Annotated in this window: 17 protein-coding genes and 1 pseudogene; 5 read left to right on the top strand and 13 right to left on the bottom strand. The window is 62.9% G+C overall.

Annotated elements, in window-relative coordinates:
- Positions 1 to 30: 30 nt before the first annotated feature.
- From PQR42_RS24695 to PQR42_RS24675, 5 genes are all read right to left on the bottom strand, one after another.
- A complete protein-coding gene (locus PQR42_RS24695; protein ID WP_408210408.1) occupies positions 31 to 1,008 on the bottom strand; it encodes a VOC family protein in 978 nt (325 codons plus the stop codon).
- A 39-nt stretch (positions 1,009 to 1,047) separates the two neighbouring features.
- Complete coding sequence (locus PQR42_RS24690; protein WP_408387831.1) at positions 1,048 to 3,555, bottom strand: efflux RND transporter permease subunit; 2,508 nt, start codon at positions 3,553 to 3,555, stop codon at positions 1,048 to 1,050.
- Between the two features lie 31 nt (positions 3,556 to 3,586).
- Positions 3,587 to 4,714, bottom strand: a complete 1,128-nt coding sequence (locus tag PQR42_RS24685) for a WD40/YVTN/BNR-like repeat-containing protein (protein WP_408210402.1) — start codon at positions 4,712 to 4,714, stop codon at positions 3,587 to 3,589.
- Between the two features lie 122 nt (positions 4,715 to 4,836).
- Entirely contained in the window at positions 4,837 to 6,204 is a 1,368-nt protein-coding gene (locus PQR42_RS24680; RefSeq protein ID WP_408210399.1) for a DUF1329 domain-containing protein, read from the bottom strand.
- Positions 6,205 to 6,310: 106 nt separating this feature from the next.
- Positions 6,311 to 8,011, bottom strand: coding sequence for a DUF1302 domain-containing protein (locus PQR42_RS24675; RefSeq protein ID WP_408387833.1), 1,701 nt, complete (start codon positions 8,009 to 8,011; stop codon positions 6,311 to 6,313).
- A 679-nt stretch (positions 8,012 to 8,690) separates the two neighbouring features.
- Here PQR42_RS24675 and PQR42_RS24670 point away from each other — a divergent pair.
- Both PQR42_RS24670 and PQR42_RS24665 read left to right on the top strand, forming a co-directional pair.
- Entirely contained in the window at positions 8,691 to 10,292 is a 1,602-nt protein-coding gene (locus PQR42_RS24670) for a GMC family oxidoreductase (RefSeq protein WP_408387835.1), read from the top strand.
- Positions 10,293 to 10,350: 58 nt separating this feature from the next.
- On the top strand, positions 10,351 to 11,862 hold the full coding sequence (locus PQR42_RS24665) for an aldehyde dehydrogenase family protein (RefSeq protein ID WP_408387837.1): 1,512 nt from the start codon (positions 10,351 to 10,353) through the stop codon (positions 11,860 to 11,862).
- Positions 11,863 to 12,205: 343 nt separating this feature from the next.
- Here PQR42_RS24665 and PQR42_RS24660 read toward each other — a convergent pair whose 3' ends face one another.
- The 3 genes from PQR42_RS24660 to PQR42_RS24650 are packed head-to-tail and all read right to left on the bottom strand — an operon-like array spanning position 12,206 to position 13,225.
- Positions 12,206 to 12,460, bottom strand: a complete 255-nt coding sequence (locus PQR42_RS24660; RefSeq protein ID WP_408387839.1) for an NAD(P)-dependent oxidoreductase — start codon at positions 12,458 to 12,460, stop codon at positions 12,206 to 12,208.
- Positions 12,421 to 12,918, bottom strand: a complete 498-nt coding sequence (locus PQR42_RS24655; protein WP_408387841.1) for a Rossmann-fold NAD(P)-binding domain-containing protein — start codon at positions 12,916 to 12,918, stop codon at positions 12,421 to 12,423. Before PQR42_RS24655 ends, PQR42_RS24660 begins: the two co-directional genes overlap by 40 nt.
- Positions 12,902 to 13,225: a hypothetical protein gene (locus PQR42_RS24650; RefSeq protein WP_408387843.1), complete on the bottom strand. Its 324-nt coding sequence runs from the start codon at positions 13,223 to 13,225 to the stop codon at positions 12,902 to 12,904. The genes PQR42_RS24655 and PQR42_RS24650 overlap by 17 nt, the downstream gene beginning before the upstream one ends.
- 31 nt (positions 13,226 to 13,256) lie before the next feature.
- Between PQR42_RS24650 and PQR42_RS24645 the strand changes: the two are divergent.
- A pseudogene (locus PQR42_RS24645) lies at positions 13,257 to 13,514 on the top strand (type II 3-dehydroquinate dehydratase); the annotation flags it as partial.
- Positions 13,515 to 14,126: 612 nt separating this feature from the next.
- Here the strand turns inward: PQR42_RS24645 and PQR42_RS24640 are convergent.
- The 4 genes from PQR42_RS24640 to PQR42_RS24625 all read right to left on the bottom strand — a co-directional run bounded on the left by PQR42_RS24640 (position 14,127) and on the right by PQR42_RS24625 (position 18,261).
- On the bottom strand, positions 14,127 to 14,363 hold the full coding sequence (locus PQR42_RS24640; RefSeq protein WP_408210379.1) for a ferredoxin: 237 nt from the start codon (positions 14,361 to 14,363) through the stop codon (positions 14,127 to 14,129).
- Between the two features lie 82 nt (positions 14,364 to 14,445).
- The gene (locus PQR42_RS24635; protein WP_408387847.1) at positions 14,446 to 15,861 is read right to left on the bottom strand and encodes an aldehyde dehydrogenase family protein; all 1,416 of its coding nucleotides are present in this window, start codon (positions 15,859 to 15,861) and stop codon (positions 14,446 to 14,448) included.
- Positions 15,862 to 15,899: 38 nt separating this feature from the next.
- Positions 15,900 to 17,003, bottom strand: coding sequence for a Zn-dependent alcohol dehydrogenase (locus PQR42_RS24630; protein WP_200622526.1), 1,104 nt, complete (start codon positions 17,001 to 17,003; stop codon positions 15,900 to 15,902).
- A 55-nt stretch (positions 17,004 to 17,058) separates the two neighbouring features.
- Positions 17,059 to 18,261, bottom strand: coding sequence for a cytochrome P450 (locus PQR42_RS24625; RefSeq protein WP_408387849.1), 1,203 nt, complete (start codon positions 18,259 to 18,261; stop codon positions 17,059 to 17,061).
- 311 nt (positions 18,262 to 18,572) lie between these two features.
- Here PQR42_RS24625 and PQR42_RS24620 point away from each other — a divergent pair, with 311 nt between their 5' ends.
- Both PQR42_RS24620 and PQR42_RS24615 read left to right on the top strand, forming a co-directional pair.
- Complete coding sequence (locus PQR42_RS24620) at positions 18,573 to 20,252, top strand: AMP-binding protein (protein WP_408387851.1); 1,680 nt, start codon at positions 18,573 to 18,575, stop codon at positions 20,250 to 20,252.
- Positions 20,253 to 20,265: 13 nt separating this feature from the next.
- Complete coding sequence (locus PQR42_RS24615) at positions 20,266 to 21,150, top strand: PaaX family transcriptional regulator (protein WP_408387853.1); 885 nt, start codon at positions 20,266 to 20,268, stop codon at positions 21,148 to 21,150.
- A gap of 24 nt (positions 21,151 to 21,174) precedes the next feature.
- On the opposite strand, the gene PQR42_RS24610 is transcribed toward PQR42_RS24615, so the two are convergent.
- Positions 21,175 to 22,482 (bottom strand): MFS transporter, encoded by a 1,308-nt coding sequence (locus tag PQR42_RS24610; protein WP_408181298.1) that lies wholly within the window; start codon positions 22,480 to 22,482, stop codon positions 21,175 to 21,177.
- Positions 22,483 to 22,543: the final 61 nt, after the last annotated feature.

Below are 22,543 nucleotides of genomic sequence, written 5' to 3'. Positions count from 1 at the left end.
GGTTGGGGTCCCCTCGTCGGTAGTCAGCATTTAGCGGGGTGCCTGAAATTCTTCGAACTCGAATAGCTGGCCGTCCAGTTCGGCGGGGTGGATGCGAATCAGCGATCGGCCGCCCACGGCCTCCGACGATTCGACCCAGTCGAAGCCAATGCCGCGCGCCTTCAGTTCTTCCGCCTTCACTTGCAGGCCGTTCACGGCGATGCGCACGAAGTAGGGGCCCGGGCCCCAGCTGTTCAGATAGCGGCCGGCCTCGCCGTCCCAGCGGGTCGCCTCGAGCACGTCGAGCGAGGCGCTATTGGGCAGCGTGAAGCCCATTCGCGCGCGCCGATAACCTTCGCCGACCAGCGTCTCCACCGCGCCGACCGGTTCCCAATCGAGATTCGCCGAGCAACGGCGCAGGGTGTCGTCGAGATCGCGCACGAGAAAGCCGCGCGCGGTGACGCGCACGAGTTGGCCCGGCTGCAGATCGCGTGGTTGCGGCGCGGGCGTCGCGAAGGTTTCCGGCGGCAGTTGCAGCGGCTCCATCGGCATGATCTCGATGCACAGGCCGCCGTCCACGGAAGGTTCGTACTCGGGACGCTCGGGCGTCACGCCGACCCACAAACGGTCGAAGGGCATTTCCGGCGTGCGCTGCGCCATCCGGAAGGGCAGGCGGCGACGCATCAGGCGCTCGACAGTCTGCTCGAACTTCGGACCATGCGCGGCCACCACGATCGAATGCGTGAGAATCGGCCGATGCTTGCCTTGAAACGCTTCGAGGCTCTGCAGAAAATGATGGAACGACGGGTCGCCCGGGTTCGGACGATCCAGATGCACTTGCGGCTCGACGCGCGTCGGCGCCACGGCCAGCGACTTGTGCACGCGCAGAAAATGGGCGATGTACGGATGGTTGTCGAACGCCTGGCGCCAGTTCGGGTGTTTGTGAATCCCCAGCTTGTTGACCAGCAATTCGGTCATCCCGTCCGGGTCCGGAACCATCATGTCGGCGGTCATCAATAGATCGAACATATCGGCGAATCTCCAAAGAGTGTTTGAATGGACGGCGTGTCAGGATGCCTGGCGGGCCACCGGCGCGGCGGCGCGCAGGCGGGTGGCCGAGGTCGCGGGAACGGTGCTCTGCGTGGCCTCGGCGGGTTCGCTGCCGGAGCCGCCGCGCAGGCGTTCGGCTTTCGGCCGCAACAGGAAGTACGAGAGCGCGGGAATCAGCACGAGCGCGCCGACCATGTTCCACAGGAACATGAAGGTGAGCAGGATGCCCATGTCGGCCTGAAACTTGATCGGCGACCAGACCCACGTGACGACTCCGCCCGCGAGCGTGAAGCCGACCAGCATCACGACCTTGCCGGTGAACATCAGCGCGTCACGGTAGGCCTCGCGCAATGTAGCGCCGGCGCGTTGCCGCGCGAGTTGCACGGAGAGCAGATACAGCGCGTAATCGACACCGATACCCACGCCAAGTGCGATCACCGGCAACGTGGCGACCTTCACGCCGATGCCGAGCAGCACCATCAGCGCTTCGCACAACACCGAGGTGAGCATCAGCGGAATCAGCGCGACGACCACGGCGCGCCACGTGCGGAACGTGATGAAGCAGAGGATCGCCACCGACGCATACACCAGCAGCAGCATCTCGCGATTGGCCTGTTCGACCACGATATTGGTCGCGGCGTCGATGCCGGCCGAACCTGCGGCCAGCAGAAAGTGCCGATCGGGTGTGTCGTGCACGGCGGCGAAGTCGTTCACCACGTGCACCACGCGCGTCAGCGTCTCGGCCTTGTGGTCGCTCAGGAAGACCAGCAGCGGTGCGACCGTGCGGTCGGCATTGGTCAGCTCGGGCATGGCCACGACGACGTTGGAAAACGCGTCGCCGGAGACGAATGGGTCACGGTTCACCGTCAGCCACTTGGGCGAGCCTTCGAAGTTGCCAGCCGTGTATTGCCGCACCACGCCGGCCGCCGATACCGTGCCGCGCACGCCCTCGGTCTCGCGCAGCTTCGCTTCGAGGCGGTCCATTTCGGTCAGCGTCGGAAAGCTCTCCACGCCGCCGGCCGGCGTCTTGACGATCACGGCGAACACATCGCTCGACAGGTTGTAATGCTGGTTGATGAAAGCGTTATCGCGGTTGTAGCGCGAGTTCGCTTTCAGTTCGGGGGCGCCGGAGTCGAGATCGCCCACCTGCAGGTGCGTGCTGATCGCCAGGCCACCAATGAACAGCAGCAACGCGCCGACCATTGCGCCGATCGCCCATTTGCGGGTGGAAAAGCGGTCGAAGGCCTGATAGCTGCGCACCACGAAGCCGCGCTTTGCTTGCGGATCGGCGCTCAGGCGAGCGCGGCGCACCGCGGAGCGGCTCACGCCGGTGTACGACAGCAGCACCGGCAGCAGCACGAGGTTGGTGAAGATCAGCACGCCTACGCCAATGCTGGCGGCAAGCGCGAGGTTGCGGATCACGGGCACGTCGATGATCATCAGCACCGCGAAGCCGACCACGTCCGCGAGGAGTGCGGTCAGGCCGGCCAGGAACAAACGCCGGAACGTATGGCGCGCGGCCGCATAGCGATGCACGCCGCGGGCGACGTCGCGGGTAATGCCGTTCATTTTCTGCGCGCCATGCGACACCCCGATCGCGAACACAAGGAACGGCACGAGAATCGAATACGGATCGATCGAGAAACCTAGCCACTGCACGATGCCGAGTTGCCAGATCACCGCGGCGGCGGAACATAGCACGACCAGACCGGTGCTGCGTAGACAGCGCGTGTACGCATAGAGCGCGAGCGCGGCGATCAAGGCCGACACGCCGAAGTAGATCAACACGCCGTCGAGGCCGTCGATCAGATCGCCCGCCAGCTTCGCGAAGCCGACGATGTGAATCTTGACGTTGCGGGTTTCGAGCGAGCGGACCTGTTTTTCCAGATCGTGCGAGAGCTCGCGGTAATTCAGCGGCGCACCGGTGGCCGGATCCTTGTCGAGCAGCGGCACGAACACCACGCTCGAACGCTCGTCGTTGGCGACCACCGAGCCGCCGATGCCGGCGCGCGCCACGTTGCGGCGCAATTCGTCGAGGCTTTTCGCGGAGCCGTCGTAGGCTTCGGGCATCACCGGGCCGCCGCGAAAACCGTCCTCGGTGATTTCCGTCCAGCGCACCGAGGGCGTCCACAACGACTTCATGTAGGCACGGTCCACGCCGCGCATCAGGAACACCTTGTCGTTGATCTTTTGCAGGGTGCGTAGATAGTCGGCGTCGTAGATCGAGCCGTTGGTGTTCTCGACCGAGATGCGCAGCGAGTTGCCGAGCGCACGCAATGACGCGGCGTTGTCGAGATAGTTGCGCACGAACGGATGCGACTGCGGAATCATGTTCAGGAAGTTCGCATTGACTTCCAGCCGCGTGGCGCGCGCGCCGAACAGCGCCGTCAGCAGGATGCAGACGATCACGATGAGCGCGCGATGATTGAAAATCAGCCGCTCGACGGGACCGCCCGAGCGCCGGTCGAAGGGCTGCGCCGGTTGCGGTTGATCCTTCGCTGCCGACTGATCGTGGGGGTTATGCATGTTGAACACCTCTAGTGATGCGATTCAATGCTCAGCGACGCGCGCCGATCGCTTCGACACTCATGCCGCTCGACCCGCCGAGCGCCACGCGATCCGCGCCGTCCGCGGCAATGCCGGCGAACAGCATCGGCGTATCGGCCGACACGCGCTGGAACACGCCGCTGACCGGATCGGCGACCAGCAGCATGGCGCGGCTACCGCAAATCACGATGCGGCCGTCGCCGAGCACGGTGGCGCCGTTCAAGGTGGAGTCGGTGCCTGTGTCGGCCTTTTGCCAACTGGCGCCCTGATCGGTGCTTTTATAAACCGTGCCGCGCAGACCGAACGCAAAGAGCCGCTTGTCATTGCCGACAATGCCGAAGAAGCTGCCCGTGTAGCCCGATTGCAGCCGCTTGAATTGACCGCTCGCGCGATCGAGTTTGAACACCGTGCCACGCTCGCCCGCGATATACACCTCGCCGCCCACGCCGCGAATTGCGTTCAGGTTCAGAAAGTCCGGGTTGTCGATATGTTCGAGGCCCGGTTGCCAGGTCTTGCCGCCATCGCTCGTGACGGCGAACGAGCCGAACGAGCCGACCGCGTAGCCATGGCTTGCGTCGTCGAACCAGACGTCGAGGTAGGGCAGTGAAGGGCCGGCCTTGGCGTTGTTTTCTTCCTGCTTCAGATAGCTCTGCCAGGCCGCGACATTTGCATCGCCTCGCGCAGCGGCGGCGCGGTAGTAGGCGACGAAGCGCTCGTTGGAGACGCGTCCGTCGAGCTGTTTGGTCCAGCTCGTGCCGCCGTTGGATGTGTGCAGAATCACGCCGTCGTGGCCGACCGCCCAGCCTTCGGCAGCCGTGGGAAAGGTGATGGCCGTTAGATCGCTTTGCACGGGGCTGGCAACCTGACGCCAGTGATGCCCGTGGTCGTCAGATACGACGATCACGCCGCGCTGCCCCACGCCGACGAGGCGCTGACCCGCGCTCGCCACCGCCGTCATGGGGCGGGTGGCTGGTGAGACGGCGGTTTCAGCGGGCGCGTCGAGCGGATCGATAAAGCGCGTCGCGCTCGCTGTCTGGGGTCCGGCGCCAGTCGCCGCGGCGAACGCCGGCGGGCACGCGAGTGCCGCAACGAGCGCGGTAACACTCGCCGTCATGTATTGCACTGACCGGAAAGTCATGGGTAAGTCTCCGCGGACACTGGTTGACAAGTTGTCGTCAAAACTCTTGATGAAAATGCATCATCAAATTCAGCGGCGCGCCGGCCGGGCCGACTCCGTCCAGTCAGCGCGCCTGAACCGCTTTAGCGCACGCCCGCGCTTTGCAACGCTTGGGGCGTGTAGTACGCCTGATTCGGCAGTTCGTCGTACGGGATCATGTGCGTGACCGGATCGCCCTGATCCGCGATCACCGCGTAGTTGCCCTTGGTCAGGTCGTAGACCACCTGGATCGGCTGGCCGACGCGCGGCTTGTCGTAAGGAATGATGTCCAGCGTATAGGAGGTGCGGTAGAGCGCATTGCTCTGGTCGTACGCGTCATACGCCACGATCAGCCACGTGTCTTCGTCGATGTAGTACGTGCGATGGCTGTAGACATCACGCTGACCCGTCTTGAGGGTCGCCTCGACCACCCACACCCGGTGCTTTTCCCAGCGCACGACATCCGGATTGGCGAACTTGTCGCCCACCAGATTCGGCGACTGATACGCGCGATAGTTGTTGTACGGCACGATGATTTCCTTCTCGCCCGCCAACTTGAAATCGAAGCGGTCCATGCGCCCCTGGAAGCCGCCGATTTCGTCGAACAGCAGCGTGCCGCCGATACCGGCCATCGGCGTGTCGTATTTCAGTTCGGGCGCCACGCGGACACGCCGTTGGCCCGGCATGTAGATCCAGGTGGTGTCGTCCTGGTCACCGTTATTGGAGCTGTATTTCGCCAGATACAACTGACCGACCTGCGAAGCCGGTCCGAAGAAGTTCGTGTAGGTCAGGCGGAAGTACAGGTCGTTCAATTTGCTCGCGTTGCGGTCGTAGAACGGATAGATGAACTTGGATTCCTGATCGCCCATCAGCGTCTTGTGGCCCGCTTCGTCGACAAAAATGGTGCGGAAGCGGAAGTCGGTGCGCACGCCCTGGTAGCGCATGTTCTGATTCCACATTACCTCGTAGCCGTCTTTCGGAATCGGGAACGGAATGCAGCCGAACGCGCCTTCCACGCCGTCACCCTTGATCTTGCCGACAAGCTTGGCAGTGGTCGCGCAGCCCACCGTGTTCTTCAGCACCCAGTCCGGATAAGTCATGGTGCGGCGCGTCTTGTACACGTCGACGCGAAAGCCCGGGAAGCGGTCGAGCAACGCCTTGGTGCCGGGCGTCAGTTCGTCGGCGTACTTGGCCTGATTCGCCTTAGTGATCGATTCGACCAGCTTGTCTTCCTTGAACGGATCGGGATAGCGGCCGCTGCCAGGTTTGAAATCGGCGGGGACCGTGAGGTCCTTCACGCCGCCCGCGTAGGCGGGGATCGAACCGTCCGCGTTGCCGGCTTTTTTCGCGCCGAATTCGGTGAGCTTGCCGCCGCCTAACTCCTTGGCTTCGTCGGCGCTGACCGCCGCGAGCACGGGCCCACTGGCGGCAACCGCCGTCGCCATCGTTGCCAGTACCATTGCGAGTTTCATGCTTGTCTCCAGAATGTGTGTCAGAAAAACCAGCTGGTGCGAAACGGCTTTTTATCCGGCGCCCGTGAGGGCGTCCGTGACAGAAAGCGGGCGCGACCGTCGCCCGTCAGAATGAAGAAGAAAACGTGAGCGAAACCCAATTCTTGTCGTTGTAGAAAGTCGGACCGTTGCCCGTTGCGTAATACGAAGGACCGCCGCTCGGCAAACCGTTGGCGAGACCGAAGTTGGTCTGGCCGCCTGCGTGCGAGTGATAGCCGTTGTATTGCAGCGTGACGTTGTATTTGTTCTGAATCAGCGCGTGCAGGCCAAAGGTGTAGATCATCGAGCCTTGATTGGTGCCGCCCAGACTCGGCGTGTTGCCCCACAGGCCGTACTGGAGGAACATCGGGGCGTCGATGTCGACGCCCGGAAATACCTGCAGCCATTGCGGATCGAATTGCACCGCGAGCGCCACCGAATTGTTGGTGGAGCAACCGGCCCACTTGCTGCCGCTCGGACATTCGGCCGAGTTGCCCACGCCGCTATAGAGCGCGCCGTTGCTGGTGGTCTTGACCTTCTGCGTGAAGGCGATTTCGGCCAGCGCGCTGCCGGTGTTCCAGAACGGCGTGCGCGACAAGCCCGCCAGTACGTTGCCAATCACGTTGACGACGTCGCCGCGCGCACCTTGCTGGCCGCTCAGGTCGCTCGCCAGCGGGCCGGTGCCGCTGTTCAGCGCGGTGTTATGCCGGTAGGACACTTCGAAGCCCGTGCTGAAGTCGCCGATCTGGCGGTCGAGGCTCATGCCGTACAACTTCACGTTCGAGCCATAGGCGAGGTGATAGTTGGCCGCGCCGGTTGTCGGATTCACGCCGAGCAGCACCCACGGCTGCGTTTCCGTGAGATTGCGGTAGTAGAAGCCGAACGTGCCGCCGAGCCATTGCGGAGCCCACGTGACTTTGGCGCCGTAGTCGTTGTGAAAACCGTTGTTCGGCATCACGTCGTTCCCGCGCGGCACCGAGCCCTCCAGCAGATTCGGCCCCTGGAAGCCGAAACCGACCGTGCCGAGATACGTGCCGCCTTCCGGTAGACGGGTCGGCATGTATTCGGCGAAATACTGCGCGGCGAGTCCGACCGTCGGCGTGAGTTGAGTTTCGAACAGGATCTGGGCGCGCGGAATCGCGAGCTCCTTCGCCTGCGTGCCGGGCGACGCGGCGCCCTTGATGTTGTCCGAGGCGTTCTGACCGTAGTTGATACCTTCATTGCCGAAGATCAGCGCATTGCCCCAGTACTGAGTCAAGCGCCCGACCTTGATTGCGCTGGGCTGGCCGTTGATCTCGAACTTGTAGAACACGAACGCATCCAGCAGGTCAGCGCCTTGCTGGTAATAGCGCTCGGTATAGCTGCTGTAGTGATTGCCGCTGTACGAATTCAGGCTCGAATAAGGCACGCCAGGATAAGCCATGCCTGGATTGTTGTTCACGCCGCCGCCGTACGCGAAGTCCTTCCAGAGCGAAGCGCTCACGCGGAAACCGAACTTGTCCTGATAGATCGCATCGAGTTCGGTCAGGTCGGACACGCGGTTCGTGACGATGTCGCCGGCGTGCTTGAACTTGTAGTCCGATTCGCTGTAGAGCGGGTTATTGCCGATCGAGTCATTGATGCCCTGCGCACGCATGCCCAGGTTGTAGCTGATCGTGTTGTCCCAGTTGATGTTCAGATCGGGGTTCGAACTGAGTTGCACGGCGCCGGCCGTTGCAGCCCAGCATCCCAGAGCCATCGCAATACCGAGGCTCATCCGGTTTTTCTCGAATCTGGCGCAGCTGCTCATTCCCTTCATCTCCTTGTCTCCGTGGCTCCCTGGCGGGGCTGGGTTTTTGTTTGACGCTGGCGACGGCACGGTGCTGCTGGCCTCGTGGGTTCCACGCTGCCGCCCAGGGAATTAGACACAGTGTTCAACTCTGTGCAGTCTGCTCGTCGGGACTAGTTGGATTCGCCTGGATTCGGAATTGAATTCTATAGATAGAATTTCAGCTCCGACTCTCTCGTTTTCCCTTATTCGAAACAAAAACAATGAACGTGTTCATATACGAGCAGCTGACGTGGGCGAGGATCCGATATGGTGCAGGATCAGGCTGCGGCGGGCTGAGCACGGCCCAGCGCATCGCGCCGGGTGGTTCGACGCGTGGAATAGCCGGCTGGGACTGAAATGAAGGGTGGGATTGCATGCTCGACCGTCGGGAGGTGACACCGGCCAGTCGGACCGTCCGCTGGCTCTTTCTTAAATTGATCACCAGAATCGAACCTGTTCAACTTATCCGCTATCAGGAGTTACCCGGCCTTTTGGGCGCCCTGTACAGGCACTATCCAGAGATACCCTGGAGATGTGACCTAATAAGAGACACATTTGAATTATGTGTTCATAATCATCCGGAAATTGGCGGCGGCGTTCGATAGCGCGCCGCCGCCGGCGACGGACAAAACCCGTGAACTCGTCACAGGAAGGATCGATGGCTTTTCGTGAGCATTACGACTATGTGATTGTCGGAGCAGGCTCGGCGGGCTGTGTGCTGGCCAATCGTTTGTCGGCGGATTCAGGCGTGTCCGTGCTGCTGCTCGAAAGCGGTCCGCCGGATCGCAGTGCGCTGATTCACATGCCGCGCGGCATCGGCAAGATACTGAGCCCGGGCGGGCCGCTCGTTTGGAGCTATCGGGCCACTCAGCGCAGCGGCCGCGGCTCGGAAGACTGGCTGAAAGGGCGCACGCTCGGCGGTTCGAGTTCGGTCAACGGCATGGTGTATCTGCGCGGCCATCCGCAGGATTACGACGACTGGGCAGCGGCGGGCTGTACCGGTTGGGGCTGGGCTGACATGGGTCGATGCTTCAAGGACATGGAAGATCACGAACTCGGCGAGGCGCAGTGGCGCGGTGCGGGCGGTCCGCTGAAAGTGTCGATGCATCCGTCGGGCGATCCGCTTTGCGAGGCGGTGATCGAGGCGGCAGAGCAGAGCGGCGTGCCGCGTGTCGGGGATATCAATGGCGCGGCGGACGCGGCAATCGGCTACCAGCCGCGAACCATCTGGCGCGGTCGCCGTTGGAGCGCGGCCAAGGCGTTTCTTGATCCGGTGCGTGGCCGGGCGAATCTCGACATCCGCACGGGTGTCGAAGTCGAGCGGATCAATTTCATCGGCAAGCGCGCCACCGGCGTGTCGCTGCGCACAGCCGAGGGCGCCATGGTAACGGTCAACGCCCGGCGCGAAGTACTGGTGAGCGCGGGCGCGTTGAACTCGCCAAAGCTGCTTCAGCTCTCCGGTATCGGCGACGGTAAGCGCTTGCGCGAACTCGGCATCGACGTGGTGGCCGACGTGCCCGCGGTAGGCCGCAACCTGCGCGAACACCGCCCGGTGATGCTGAGCGCGCGCGTGACTGGCGGCAGTCTGAACCGGCAGTTTCGCGGCTGGCCGCTCGTCGCCAACATGTTCCGCTACCAACTGCGTGGCGCGGGTCCGATGACACATGCGGCGCACGAGGTCTGCGCGTTCGTCAAAACCAACCCGGAGCTGACGCGTCCGAACGCGGAGATTGGCGTCGGTCTGTATTCGCTGACCGTGAAGGACGGCAAGATCGCGATCGACACGCAACCCGGCATGACCTGGGTGGCCTATCTGACGCATCCTCAGAGCCTGGGCAGCGCAAGCATCACGTCGGCGGACCCCGCCGCGCCGCTCGCTATCGACGCCAATTATCTCGACACCGAACAGGACCGCCGCCACAGCGTGGAGCTGATCCGGCTGATCCGGCGCATGCTGCGCCAGCCGGCGCTCGGTGGTCATTTCACCGAGGAGACCGCGCCGGGTCCCGCCTTCATGTCCGATGAGGAACTGGTCGACGCGTACTTCAAATTCGGTTCAACCGCCTTTCACGTGTCGGGCACTTGCCAGATGGGCAACAGCGACGCCGCTGCTGTCGATACGAAACTGCGGGTGCGTGGCGTGGAACGCTTGCGGGTGGTCGATACGTCGATCATGCCGACGCTGATCGCGGGCAATACCAATGCGCCGGCCATGGCGATCGGCATGCGCGCGGCTGAACTGATACTCGGTGAGGAATGATGGTGGCCTTGTTGCCATCGCTATCGCCATCTGACAGAGACAGGGACGGAGACATCGAATGAACGATTTTGCGGCGCTGCCGAAGCAATTTACCGAACAGACGCGGCTCTTTATCGGCGGCGCGTGGGTCACGCCGCAAAGCGGCGAGCGTGAAGCCGTATTGAATCCGGCCACGGAGGAGGTGATCGGCGAAGCGCCGGTTGGCGGGCTGGTCGAAGCCGAAGCAGCGCTTGCGGCGGCGCGTGAAGCATTCGATCGCGGGCCGTGGCGGGGCATGTCGCCGGCCGAGCGCGCCGGCTTCATGCGGCGCATGCATGCCGCGTTGCTCGCCCGGGCCGATCGCATCAAAGCGTTGCAGATCGTCGAAGCTGGAGCAACACGCGCGCTTGCCGAAACGATGATGTTCGCCTCGCCGATGAAGATCGTCGAAATCGCGATCGAGCGCTCCCTCAATCAAACGCCTCGCCATATGCCGATTACGACCGCGCTCAATCCTTTCGATCCAGCCGGCGCGCAACTGATTGGCAGTGGCGTCGTGGTGCGCGAAGCGATCGGCGTGGTGTCGGCGATCACGCCGTTCAACGCGCCGTTTCTCACCAACCTGGCCAAGCTGTTTCCGGCATTGCTGGCCGGCAATACGGTCGTGCTGAAGCCGTCGCCGCATACGCCGTTTTCGGCGCTGCTGTTCGGCGAGGCGGCTCAAGAGGCGGGTTTGCCGGACGGCGTGCTGAACATCATCACCGGTAATGCCGAAGTCGCACAGATGATGACTGCGGATGCGCGCGTCGACATGGTGACCTTCACCGGTTCGGAGCAGGTGGGCGCAGCGATTCTTGCGCAAGGCGCGCCGACCATCAAGAAGACGCTGCTCGAACTCGGCGGGAAGTCGGCGTTGATCGTTCGGGAAGATGCCGATGTGCAGAAAGCGGCGATGGAGGGCGTGTTCCAGGTATCGACGCATTGCGGCCAGGGCTGTGCGCTGGCGACGCGTCATATTGTGCACAACGCGATTCGTCCCGCGTATGTCGAAACCATGCGTGCGATCGCGCAGCAGTTGAGCGTCGGCGATCCGGCGGCGGCCGGCACCGTGGTCGGGCCGTTGATCCGCGAAGCGGCTCGTAGCCGCGTCGAGCGCTTCGTGCAGCAGGGGCAGGACGAGGGCGCCCGGCTCGTGGCCGGGGGGCGGCGGCCGGCGCATCTGGATAAAGGGTTCTTCTACGACGTGACGATTTTCGATGGCGTGACAAACGATATGTCGATTGCACAGGAGGAGATCTTCGGTCCCGTGGCGAGCGTGATCGGTTTCGACAGCGACGAAGAAGCGGTGCGGATTGCCAATGACAGCCGATATGGCCTGTATGGCGGCATTCATTCGTGCGATCCGGCGAAGGCTTATGACATGGCGCTGCGATTGCGCACCGGCGGGGTGGTGATCAACGGCGGTCTGTATTCGTTGATGGACGCGCCGTTTGGCGGATATAAGCGTTCCGGGCTCGGGCGTGAATTCGGAGAGAAGTGGCTGGATGAATATACGCAGGAGAAGTCGGTGCTGTTTCGGATTGGGGTTTGAGCGCGTTGGCGAGTTGGCCGAGCCTTCAGACAGGCGTTTGGCGCAAGCGCCGCCAGATGTCGGGCAGACCGCCAAAATCGTAACCGACTACGGAGCAGCGGTCTTCGTCGTGCTGACCGCTTTCCGACAAATGACACTGTCATGCTGCGGCGAGAACCAGCATTAAATGCTGGTCTCGGTGTGCCGCCACAGAGTATGGGTAGGCTGTGTTCAGGCAGAGCGGGAATCAACCCTGGCGAGGCTCTGCGGGCCGCTGTTGGAGTCGTTGCCTTCCGCCCTAGGTTTTATAAGTGTTTGCGGGTGATACGCGGACTTCCTCTAATCGTATAAGACCGGTGACCCATTATGCGTGGATCAAAAGGGGCGATACAGGAGGGCGGCCGGCGGCATACGCCGCGATATTTGCCAGCATGAGTTGCGACATTGCCTCGCGCGTCTCGGTCGTTCCACTTCCGATGTGAGGAGTAAGCACGACGTTGTCGAGCGAGAGCAATTCGGGCGGCACGTGCGGCTCATGCTCGAAAACATCGAGGGCGGCGCCGCCAAGTCTTCGCTGTGTCAGCGCATCGACAAGCGCGCTTTCGTCGACGATGGCCACTCACCCGCTCGTACGGACCGATCCGCATTGACGATACGTCGTGCCAGACCGAGGAGAAGGCCAAGCGCGGCGTCTGCAACGCACGCGTTGAGTACCCCGGGTGTGTTGGTCACCGTGACCCCGCGACCGCTCGCTTCTTCGAGGTCGATCGGATCTGTCCCGACGCCAAAGCTGGCAATGAGCCGAAGGTTCGGGAGCTGTTTCATGAGCGCGGCGTCCGCGCCAAACACTCCGCTAGTTGCAAGCACATCGAAACGTGAGCCGTGCTGCGCCAGGAAGGCGCTACGATCGTTCTCCTGCCAAAGCTTGTAGGTTTCGTATCCGGCGTCGAGGCGGGCGAGGAGGTCAGGCGGCAGAGGGCCGGCAATCAGCACGTTGGGCCGGTTTGCAGGCGTTCGCAGATTGGAGGAAGACATGTGAATTCGCGCGTAGATTAAACGATCAATGACGACCGGCATGGACCGGTTGAGTTTCAGGTGCTCGCCGCTTCAGAAGATGACTCACGCTCATCGCAACGAGGGGCATGGCGAGGGCAAAATATGAGCTGCCGACGCCGAAGGGGTTGCCACCGATAAACCACGAAATCGTTGCGATCACGGACAGGACGATGCCCACCAATGCGCCACGTGGCGTGCCAAAGCGCGGCGCGTAGAAACACAGCAGGATCAGGACGGCGAGCGTCGCGCGCAACGATTTGCCGAGAAAGGCAATGAGCAGGATTTTGCTGGCGAAGAGGGCAAGGACCAATGGGATAAGACCGATCACGACGGTTGCAATCCGAATGAATCGAAGCGACGAAATCGCCGCGGGAAACATGCTCGGCGTCGTGATGAATCCTGGCGCGTTGACGCACACGTCGGTGGCGTTGCACGATGCGATCAAGGGCGCCAACGTGCCGCTGATCGAGTTGCACATCTCCAATGTTCACGCGCGCGAATCGTTCCGTCACCACTCGCATATATCGCCCGCGGCGCGTGGCATTGTTGTCGGGTTGGGCGTGAAGGGCTACGGAATCGCGATTGACGCGCTAGTGCAGGTGTCAGAGCCCAAATAGGCGCTTCGATAACTGAAACCATTCCAGAGAGGGGCGGCGGGTGGAGCGCCTGCGATTTTTCGGCCGTCATAGTAGGCGTTTGCGCCCAGTTCGGCGGTACCGAGCGAGGTGTATTGATGCCCTGGCGAGAGTTGGCCGTACGCCGGGTCGGTGATGCCGACGAACGAACCGCGATTGAAGAACGAACTGGAATCCTGCACGGCGCCATTGTTGGCGTAAAAGCCCGATTCGAGCCGGAAGAATGCAGTCCATTGCGCCAAGGTCCTCCTGTCCATAGAGGCCGATCTTGGACGTCCACACGTTGCCGCTCTGCTCGCAAACGATCGATTTTCGGAGCGGCAAATTACATTTCCTTGGGAATATGTTTTTTCGCTATATCGGCCGCGAATGCGGACTTAGGCGTGCGGCGTTTTCTCTGATGGCGTGGCGCCACCAGTTCCGAAAACGCATCGGCTACGGGACAACGACGAGGCGGCATAGGTAGATTGCGTTGTGCACTAACGCAATCGTGTGCCGTGATGGAAATGGACCGGGCGCCGCGGGCCACGCGGCCGGCGGCGCAAAACCGGGCGATTCCCCGACGGGTTGCCGCCTTTAGCGCTGCATTGATGACTACAACGATCGCTCTTCGGTCGTACGTTCGCCGACCTCGTCCGCTGCCTCTACATATATCGCGCACTCGGGGCAATTCTCAGCCGCGAGTTCCGCCAACTCTTCCAACTCCTTCGGCAGTGTCGACTGGATTCGTACGATAGCGTAACCCCCACTGTCGAGTCCAAACAGCTCCGGGGCAAGCCGGCTGCAATTGTTGTGGCCGTGACAGAGGCCCGGGGTAATGCTTATCTTCATGGTTTTCACCTGCAGTGTGCGATATGAGATCGTGAAGACCCGCGGCTGTTTCCAGCGATAGACTGCCGCCGCTTCCGTACCATCACGAGCGGCCGCGAGGGCAATAGCGGACCTGAAGCGAACAGAATGCGTCGAGTCCCCACTGGCCATTCTCTATGCCGATGCCGCTCCATTTCCAGCCACCAAACGGTAAATGCGGCTGCACGACCAGGTGCGTATTGACGTATGCGCTTCCACAATCGAGCCGGGCGGCCACGCGTGCCGCACGCTCCTCGTCCGAGCTCCACACCGATCCGGACAATCCGTACGGCGTTGCATTGGCCCGTGCAATCGCTTCGTCGAGATCGCTGTAGCGCAGAACGGGTAACGCCGGACCGAACTGCTCCTCGTCGACGATGCGCATGCCCTCACGCGCCCCGTGCAGAATCGTCGGCTCGAAGAAGTAGCCCGGCCTGTCCATCGCGTGTCCGCCGGCGGCCGCCAGTGCGCCGTCAGCCAACGCATCGGCGACAAGGCTCGAGACCCGCTCGAACTGCGGCTTGTTGTTGATCGGACCGATCTGCACGCCATCGTCCATGCCGTTGCCGACCCGTGCGCGACGGGCGCGCTCTGCGAGAGCTTCGACCACCGCATCGTGCAGCCGGTCCGGCACGTAGACGCGTTTGATCCCCGCGCAAATCTGCCCGTTGTTCGTGAACGCCCCCCAGAAAATGCCGGCCGCGATGCGTGAGGGATCGGCATCATCCAGCACGATCGCGGCGTCGTTGCCGCCCAGTTCCAGGGTGATGCGCTTCAGATCCGGGGATGCGGCAGCGGCGACTGCTTTACCCGTTGCAACGGATCCTGTAAAGCTGATCTTGCGAACCGTCGGATGACCAGTCATCCACGCACCCAGCGCATCGCCGCCGCTGACCACGTTCAGTACGCCAGGTGGCAGATGCCCGGCGATGATTCGCCCGGCGGCGAGTGTCGACAATGGCGTAAACGGCGAAGGCTTCAACACAATCGTATTGCCGGCGAGCAGTGCGGGTGCGAGCTTCATCCCGAGAAGAAGCAACGGGAAATTCCACGGCGTGATCGCGGCGACGACGCCCAGCGGACGGCGCACGAGCACTGCCTGACCCCGTGCATCGTCCTGGAGCGTCTCTGGCTGCAGCGGCAGCTCCGCGAAATAGCTGAACCAGCGAGCGGTCTCGGTCACTTCGAAGGCGGCCGCCATGAGCGGCTTGCCTTGTTCCTTTGTCACCAGCCCAGCAAGCTCCAGCTGTGCCGCGATCAATGCATTGGCGATGCCTTGCAGCGCCGCGCGGCGCACGCTGTCGTCGCTCGCGCCCCACGACACGAAAGCGCGCGCCGCACTGGCCATCGCGTCGTCGAGCTGATCCTGGGTGCATTGTGGGGCTTGCGCAAAGACCTCGCCGTTGGCGGGATTGACGACGTCGAACCACGAGGCAGCGGTCGTCTCGCCGCCGTCGATCGTCATGTTGTAGAGGCTCATGAAAACTCCGGATTGGAAAAGGGTGGCGTTGCGGTCAGCTAGAACCGCAAGACGGCGCGTGCGCCGCGTCCAGATGCGCAGTAGTCGAGTGCGTCGTTGACGGCGGGAAACTCGAACGTGCGGGTCACCAGTTCGTCGAGCTTCAACAGTTTCTGTTCGTAGAGACCAATCAGGCGTTGCACTTCGCGATGAACGTGCGCGGAACCGTAAAGCGAGCCGCGAATGGTTTTCTCGGTCATGACGATGCCGGTAAACGACGGCACGTTGACCACCACGTCGTCGGGGCCTGCGCCGACCAGCACAGCACGGCCGCCACGCCGCGTCATGCGGATCGCGTCGCGCACTGTGTCCTGATGGCCGACCACCTCGATGGCGGCGTCCACGCCACGTCCCTCTGTCGCCTTGCGAATCTGGCGGATCAGTTCGGCACCCGGCTGTAGCGTCAGCGTGGCGCCGAATTCACGGGCGAACGCGAGCCGTTCCTCACTCGGGTCGATCGCGATGATCTGGCTCGCGCCGCTGATCCGCGCGCCTTGTATCGCGTTCAGACCGACTCCGCCGCAACCGATCACTGCAATCGATTCGCCCACCGCGACGCGGGCCGTGTTGACGGCCGCGCCGAACCCGGTCAGCACGCCGCAACCGATCAATGAAGCCGGGGCGAGATCCATCTCGGGCGGCAGTTTGACAGCGGCGCGGGCGGGCACGACGCAATGCCTCGAGAAGGTTCCGAGCCCGGCCATGTGGTAGACCGGCTCGCCGTTCCATCGGTAGCGAGTCGTGCCGTCAGGCATCGTGCCGCGCGCCATCGCCGCCGTGCCCGAGTCGCACAGCGACGGCTGCTCGTGCTGGCAGTAGAAGCATCGGCCGCATTGGGTGAGCCAGCTCAACACGACGCGATCGCCCGCGGCGAGTTCGGTCACGTCTTCGCCGACTTCGACAACTGTGCCGGCGCCTTCGTGACCGAGAACGACGGGCAATGGATTCGGCAGGCGCCCGGTGAAGACGGACAGATCGGAATGGCAGACACCCGATGCGCCGATTGCGACGAGCACTTCGCCGGCGCGCGGCGGTTCGAGATCCAGATCGATCATCCGGATCGGTTCGCCCGGACGGGTGAGGACGGCGGCTTGCGTTTTCATGGATAAGGATGTTTCCGCGGAGAGTAGAGGGACGACGGGCAGGTATGCCGGCAAATCATCGATCGACAGCGATCAGAACCTGTTCCGGTCCGCGCGTTTGACCGGCGGTCCATTCGACCGCGTCCGGCGCGGTGAGATGAAAATTCGGCATGACCCGCAACCATTCTTCGAGCGCGACGCGCAATTCGAGGCGCGCCACGTTCGAGCCGAGGCAACGATGCTCGCCGGAGGAAAACGTCAGATGCCGGTTGCGTTTGCGATCGAGCTTGACGGTGTCGGGCTCGTCGAACACGGCCGGATCGCGGTTGGCGGCGGCCAGCGGCAAAATCACGCGTTCCTGCGCGGCGATGCAGCGGCCATGCAGTTCGACCGGCTCCGAGGTCAGGCGCGCAATCGAAACCGGCGCATAGGCGCGCAACAGTTCTTCGACCGCTGTCGTGCGCATCATGTCCGGCTGCGCCAACAGTTGCGCGCGATCGTCGGGGTGCGAAGCGAGGTGCCACAGGCTTGCGCCCATCGCGCTCCAGGTCGTGTCCGCGCCGGCCAATACGAGCAGGAACAGGCTGCCCAGCTTGTGCTTGCGGCTGAGCGGTTCGCCGTTCATCGTGGCATGGGCGAGATAGCTGATCAGATCGTCACCCGGCGCGCTCGCGCGTTCTTCGAGAAGCTTCTCCAGATACGCCAGCTTCTCCTGCACGACGGCGCTGCGCACCTTCTGGTCGAGCGGGCCAAGCCGCACCAGTCTGACGACCCAATCGACAAAACGGTTCTGCGCGTCGAGCGGGACTTTGAGAATGTGCGAAATCACCGAGAGCGCAAGAGGGCGCGCGAAATCGCCGACCGCATCGCCTTCACCGCGTTCGGCAATGGCCGCGGCGAGCCGGTGTGCTTCGTCGCGCACGAACGGTTCCAGCTCGGCGATCTTCGCGGGAGTGAAGAAAGGCGCGAGCAGATCGCGATGCGCCTTGTGGTCTTCAGGACTCGACGTAAGCGGCGGCAAGAAGAGTTCATGTCCGACTTCGGGAATCGGCCCGGCCACTTCAACGGCGCGTGAAGAGAAGCGGGCGCCGTCGTGAGCGATGTCGCGCACGTCGTCATAACGCGTGACGACCCATGAGCCGCCCCATTTGTCACTGTGCGCCACGGGGCAGCCGCCTTGCCGCATTGCAGCCCACAGCGCGTCTGGATCGTTGGCGTAGTCGCCCGCGAAGATGTCGTAGCCGTCCTTTACGTTGCTTGCGTTCGTTGCGTCGCTCATGAGTGTCTCCGATGTCGTCGTCTGTCACGTGCAGTTAACACTACATAAAACAATCCAAAATGTCAAAATGTGTAGAACGTATGACGTAGCGTCGAAATTGGCGTAGTGCGAAACGCGAAGCGTCGATGCCGCGTTTACACCTATCGAGGTTGCCGCGAGCGATGAACTAGACTTTGAATACGTTCTACACTAAATTGAACATAGGAGCGTGTTTGGTAGATTAAATTCTGTGTGCGGCGCGGTGTTCCTGCAGCCCGTAACAAACATGGCGCGCCACAGCCCGCATTCACTACAATCGATGGAGCGAAGCGATGGGCGCGGAGGTTGGATTGGCCGGGTCATACTGGACGAAAGACACATCGGTGGAGGTGCTCGACTGCACGCTCGGTGACCTGTTGCGTAAAGCAGCGGCCGAGGTGCCCGAACGCATTGCGCTAGTGGAAGGAATCGAAGACTACGCAGCGCGGCGGCGCTGGAGTTATCGCGCGCTGCTCGAGGCGGTCGAGCAGGTGGCGCATGCGCTGCTTTCGCGTTTCGCGTCCGGCGAGCGGATTGCGGTGTGGGCGCCGAACTGTCCCGAGTGGATCCTGTTGCAACACGGTGCGGGGCTCGCGGGAATCGTTCTGGTGCCGGTCAACCCGGCTTTTCTCGCGGACGAACTTACGCACGTTCTGAAGACGTCGGAAGTGGCTGGCGTCTTTTACGCACCGGTCTACCGTAGTAACGATCTGTCAGCGGTTCTGGCGTCGGTGCGCGCGCGCCTGCCGCATCTGCGCGAAACGGTGTGTCTGAGCGACTGGGAGGACTTCGTCGATTCGGCCAGCGCGAGCACGCCGCTGCCGGCGATCGCCCCCGGCGACATGGTGCAGATCCAGTACACGTCCGGCACGACTGGATTTCCGAAAGGCGCCTGTCTGCATCAACGCGGCATCGTCAACGCATCGCGCTTCGCCGCGTTGCGCGCGGGCTTCGGCGACGGCGGCGTGTGGATCAACGCGATGCCGCTGTTTCATGTGGGTGGCTGCGGGGTGTCCGCGGTCGGTGCGCTGGCGCAACGCGGGACCTTCGTGCTGATGCCAGGCTTCGATGCCCCGAAGATGCTGGAAATGATCGAAAGCGAACGGGGTACGGCCACGCTGGTCGTGCCCACAATGCTGGTTGCGATGCTCGATCATCCGGATCGGCCGCGCCGCGATTTGTCGTCGCTCAAGCTGATTCTGTCTGGCGCGTCGGCTGTCCCCGCCGCGCTCGTCAGGCGGACGACCACGACGTTCGGCTGCAAGTTTTCGATCCTCTTCGGTCAGACGGAACTGAACGGCGTCATTACGCAAACCGGCGGCGACGACTCGCCGGAGGATCAGGCCGAAACTGTAGGCCGTCCGTTACCGCAGATGGAACTGAAAATTGCCGACCCAATCTCGGGCGAGGTGCTGCCGCTCGATACGTCGGGAGAAATCTGCGCGCGTGGCTACCAGACCATGAAAGGCTATTTCAACGCGGCCGATGCGACCGGCGCCACGCTGCGCGAAGACGGCTGGCTTCACACGGGCGACCTCGGTGCAATGGATGAGCGCGGCTATGTACGCGTCACGGGCCGGCTCAAGGACATGATCATTCGCGGCGGCGAGAATATCTATCCGCGTGAGATCGAAGAGGTGCTGTTCGATCATCCCGGCATTGCGCACGTGTGCGTGATAGGTCTGCCCGACGAGCGGTGGGGTGAAGTCGTGGCGGCGGTCATACGGCTCTCGGCTAACGACGGGGCGGCTCCTGATACAGCGCCTCCTTGCGCGGCATTTGTCGACGGCTTGCATGCGTGGTGTCGCAGCCGTCTCGCCGCCTACAAAACGCCTGCCGTCTGGTTCTTTATCGACGAATGGCCGCTCACCGCGAGCGGCAAAGTGCGCAGGCACGTGCTGCGCGAGCAGATCCTTGGTGGCGGCCATCTCGGGCTGGTTGCCACGAAGACACCCGTGCAACCGGTCGGTTGATCAGGTTAGCCTCATGACCGCACGCCTGGCCCTCGCGACAGACACCTCGACGCGTGCTGCTCCCGCGGATACCGCTGCGCGGCGCATGAGTTCCGGCAGCGCTCGTTCCTTGCTGCTCACCTTGCTCGGCGAATTCGTGCGACCCGGTGGACGCGCGGTCTGGACCGCCACGCTCGTTCACGCGATGGGCGGAATCGGGATCACGGAAAAGTCGGCGCGTCAGGCGATCGCGCGCGCGGGGGCGTCGGGATGGATCGAGGCGCACCGGATCGGCCGGGAGACCTGCTGGTCGCTGACCGGGCGCGGCCGCTGCATCATCGACGAAGGTGCGCAGCGCGTGCAGTCGATGAGCCGCAATGCGCCATGGGACGGCCGCTGGCTGGTCGTCGCGATTTCGCTGCCGGAATCGCACCGGCCCGAGCGCATCAAGCTCTATCGCGCGCTGTCGTGGGCGGGTTTCGGCAATCCGATGCCGGGTATCTGGGTAAATCCGCACACGGAACGTGAAGACGAGACGCATCGCGTGGTCGAGCAACTGGGTCTGTCCGCCTTCACGTGCGCATTCGCCGGGTCCGGGTTGCGCTTCGGTTTGACGGACCGGCAACTGGTCGAAAAGTCATGGGACCTAGAGTCGGTCGCGGCACATTATGACTCGCTGCTCGAGCAGTTCGGCAAGCTGCGACCGCGCTCCGGTGACGCGGTGCTATTTACGCACGTCAGGCTGGTGAACGCGTGGCAGCGCGTGCCGTTCATCGATCCGGGTTTGCCGGCCGCCTTGCTGCCGTCGCGCTGGCGGGGCCGCGAGGTGGCCGCGAAGCTCGAGTCGTTGCGCGAGCAATGGAGCGGCGCGGCGCATGCGCGTTGGGGCCAACTCGCGGGCGCCGCGCCGGTGCTCTGAGCGGCGTCGCGCCGATTCGTTGCGCTAGCGGTTGGTGATCCTGGCCGGCAGCAGGAACGTGAGCAGACAGCCCAGCATGGCGAGCCCGGCGAATACCACGAGCCCGGCGCTGACGCTATGCGTGGCATCCTTGATCCAGCCGATGAGGAAGGTCGCGAAGAACCCGCCGAGGTTGGCCACCGAGTTGATGAGCGCAATGCCTGCTGCCGCGGCGCGGCCTTTCAGCAGACTGCCGGGTATCGCCCAGAACACAGGAAACGACGCAAAAATGCACGCATTGGCGACGGTGAGAAGGGCGAGCGTGATGAACGTATTGTCGAGAAAGCGTGCCGCTATGGCGATGCAGACGCCTGCGGTGAACAGCGGAATGATCAGATGCCAGCGCCGCTCGCGGTGTTTATCCGAACGTGTCGCGAGCACCAGCATCAACAGGATCGCCGCGAGGCTCGGAATCGCGGTGAGGAGGCCGATCCGCAGACTGCCCTGGACGCCCGACTCACGAATGATGGTCGGTAACCAGAAGCCGATCACATAGATGATCAGCGCCAGCGTCATGTTGATCAGAGACAGCACCCACACATAGCCGTTACGTAATGCCGGGCCGGCGCCTTCGTGCTTCAGCATCGGCGGGTGGCGTGCCAGATCGCCGCGCAGCGCGTCTTTTTCGCTCGCAGTCAGCCAGGTCGCCGCCTGGGCGTCGCGCGGCAACAGAATCAGCACCAGCAGGCCGAGTGCGATCGATGGAATGCCTTCGAGAAAAAACAACCATTGCCAGCCCGTCCAACCATGCACGCCGGCGGAGGCGCCCATGATCCAGCCTGACAGCGGGTTGCCGATCAGACTCGCGAGCGGCAGTCCCATCAGAAACAGCCCAACTGCGCGGCCACGCAGGTCCGGCGGATACCACTGCGTCAGATAGAGCAATACGCCGGGCAGAAAGCCGGCCTCGGCCGCGCCGAGCAGGAAGCGCACGACATAGAACTGAGTCGGTGTCGTCACGAGCAACGTGCACATCGACAACGCGCCCCACGTGATCATGATGCGGCTGATCCATAGCCGCGCGCCGAAGCGGTGTAGCAAGAGATTGCTCGGCACTTCCAGCGCGACATAGCCGACGAAGAACAGGCCCGCGCCGAGCCCGTAAACCGTCTCGCTGAACTGCAGATCGACTGACATCTGTAACTTCGCCAGACCGATGTTGATGCGGTCGAGATACGCGGCGAGATAACAAAGGCACAGAAACGGAATTAGCCGCCAGGTGATCTTCCGGTATATCGACGCCGTCGTTGCAACGGGCAACGCGATGCCGGGCGCTTCATAAGTCGGTTGCATTTGGTTTTCCTTTTGAGCTTGCACGTGCGGTGGCGGGAGGGGAACAGGAGCGACGCCGCGT

It is taken from the genome of Paraburkholderia sediminicola (assembly GCF_046027355.1).
Taxonomy (GTDB): Bacteria; Pseudomonadota; Gammaproteobacteria; order Burkholderiales; family Burkholderiaceae; genus Paraburkholderia; species Paraburkholderia sediminicola_B.
Note: the sequence above shows the minus strand (reverse complement) of the source record. Positions and strands in the feature narration are given on the sequence as shown.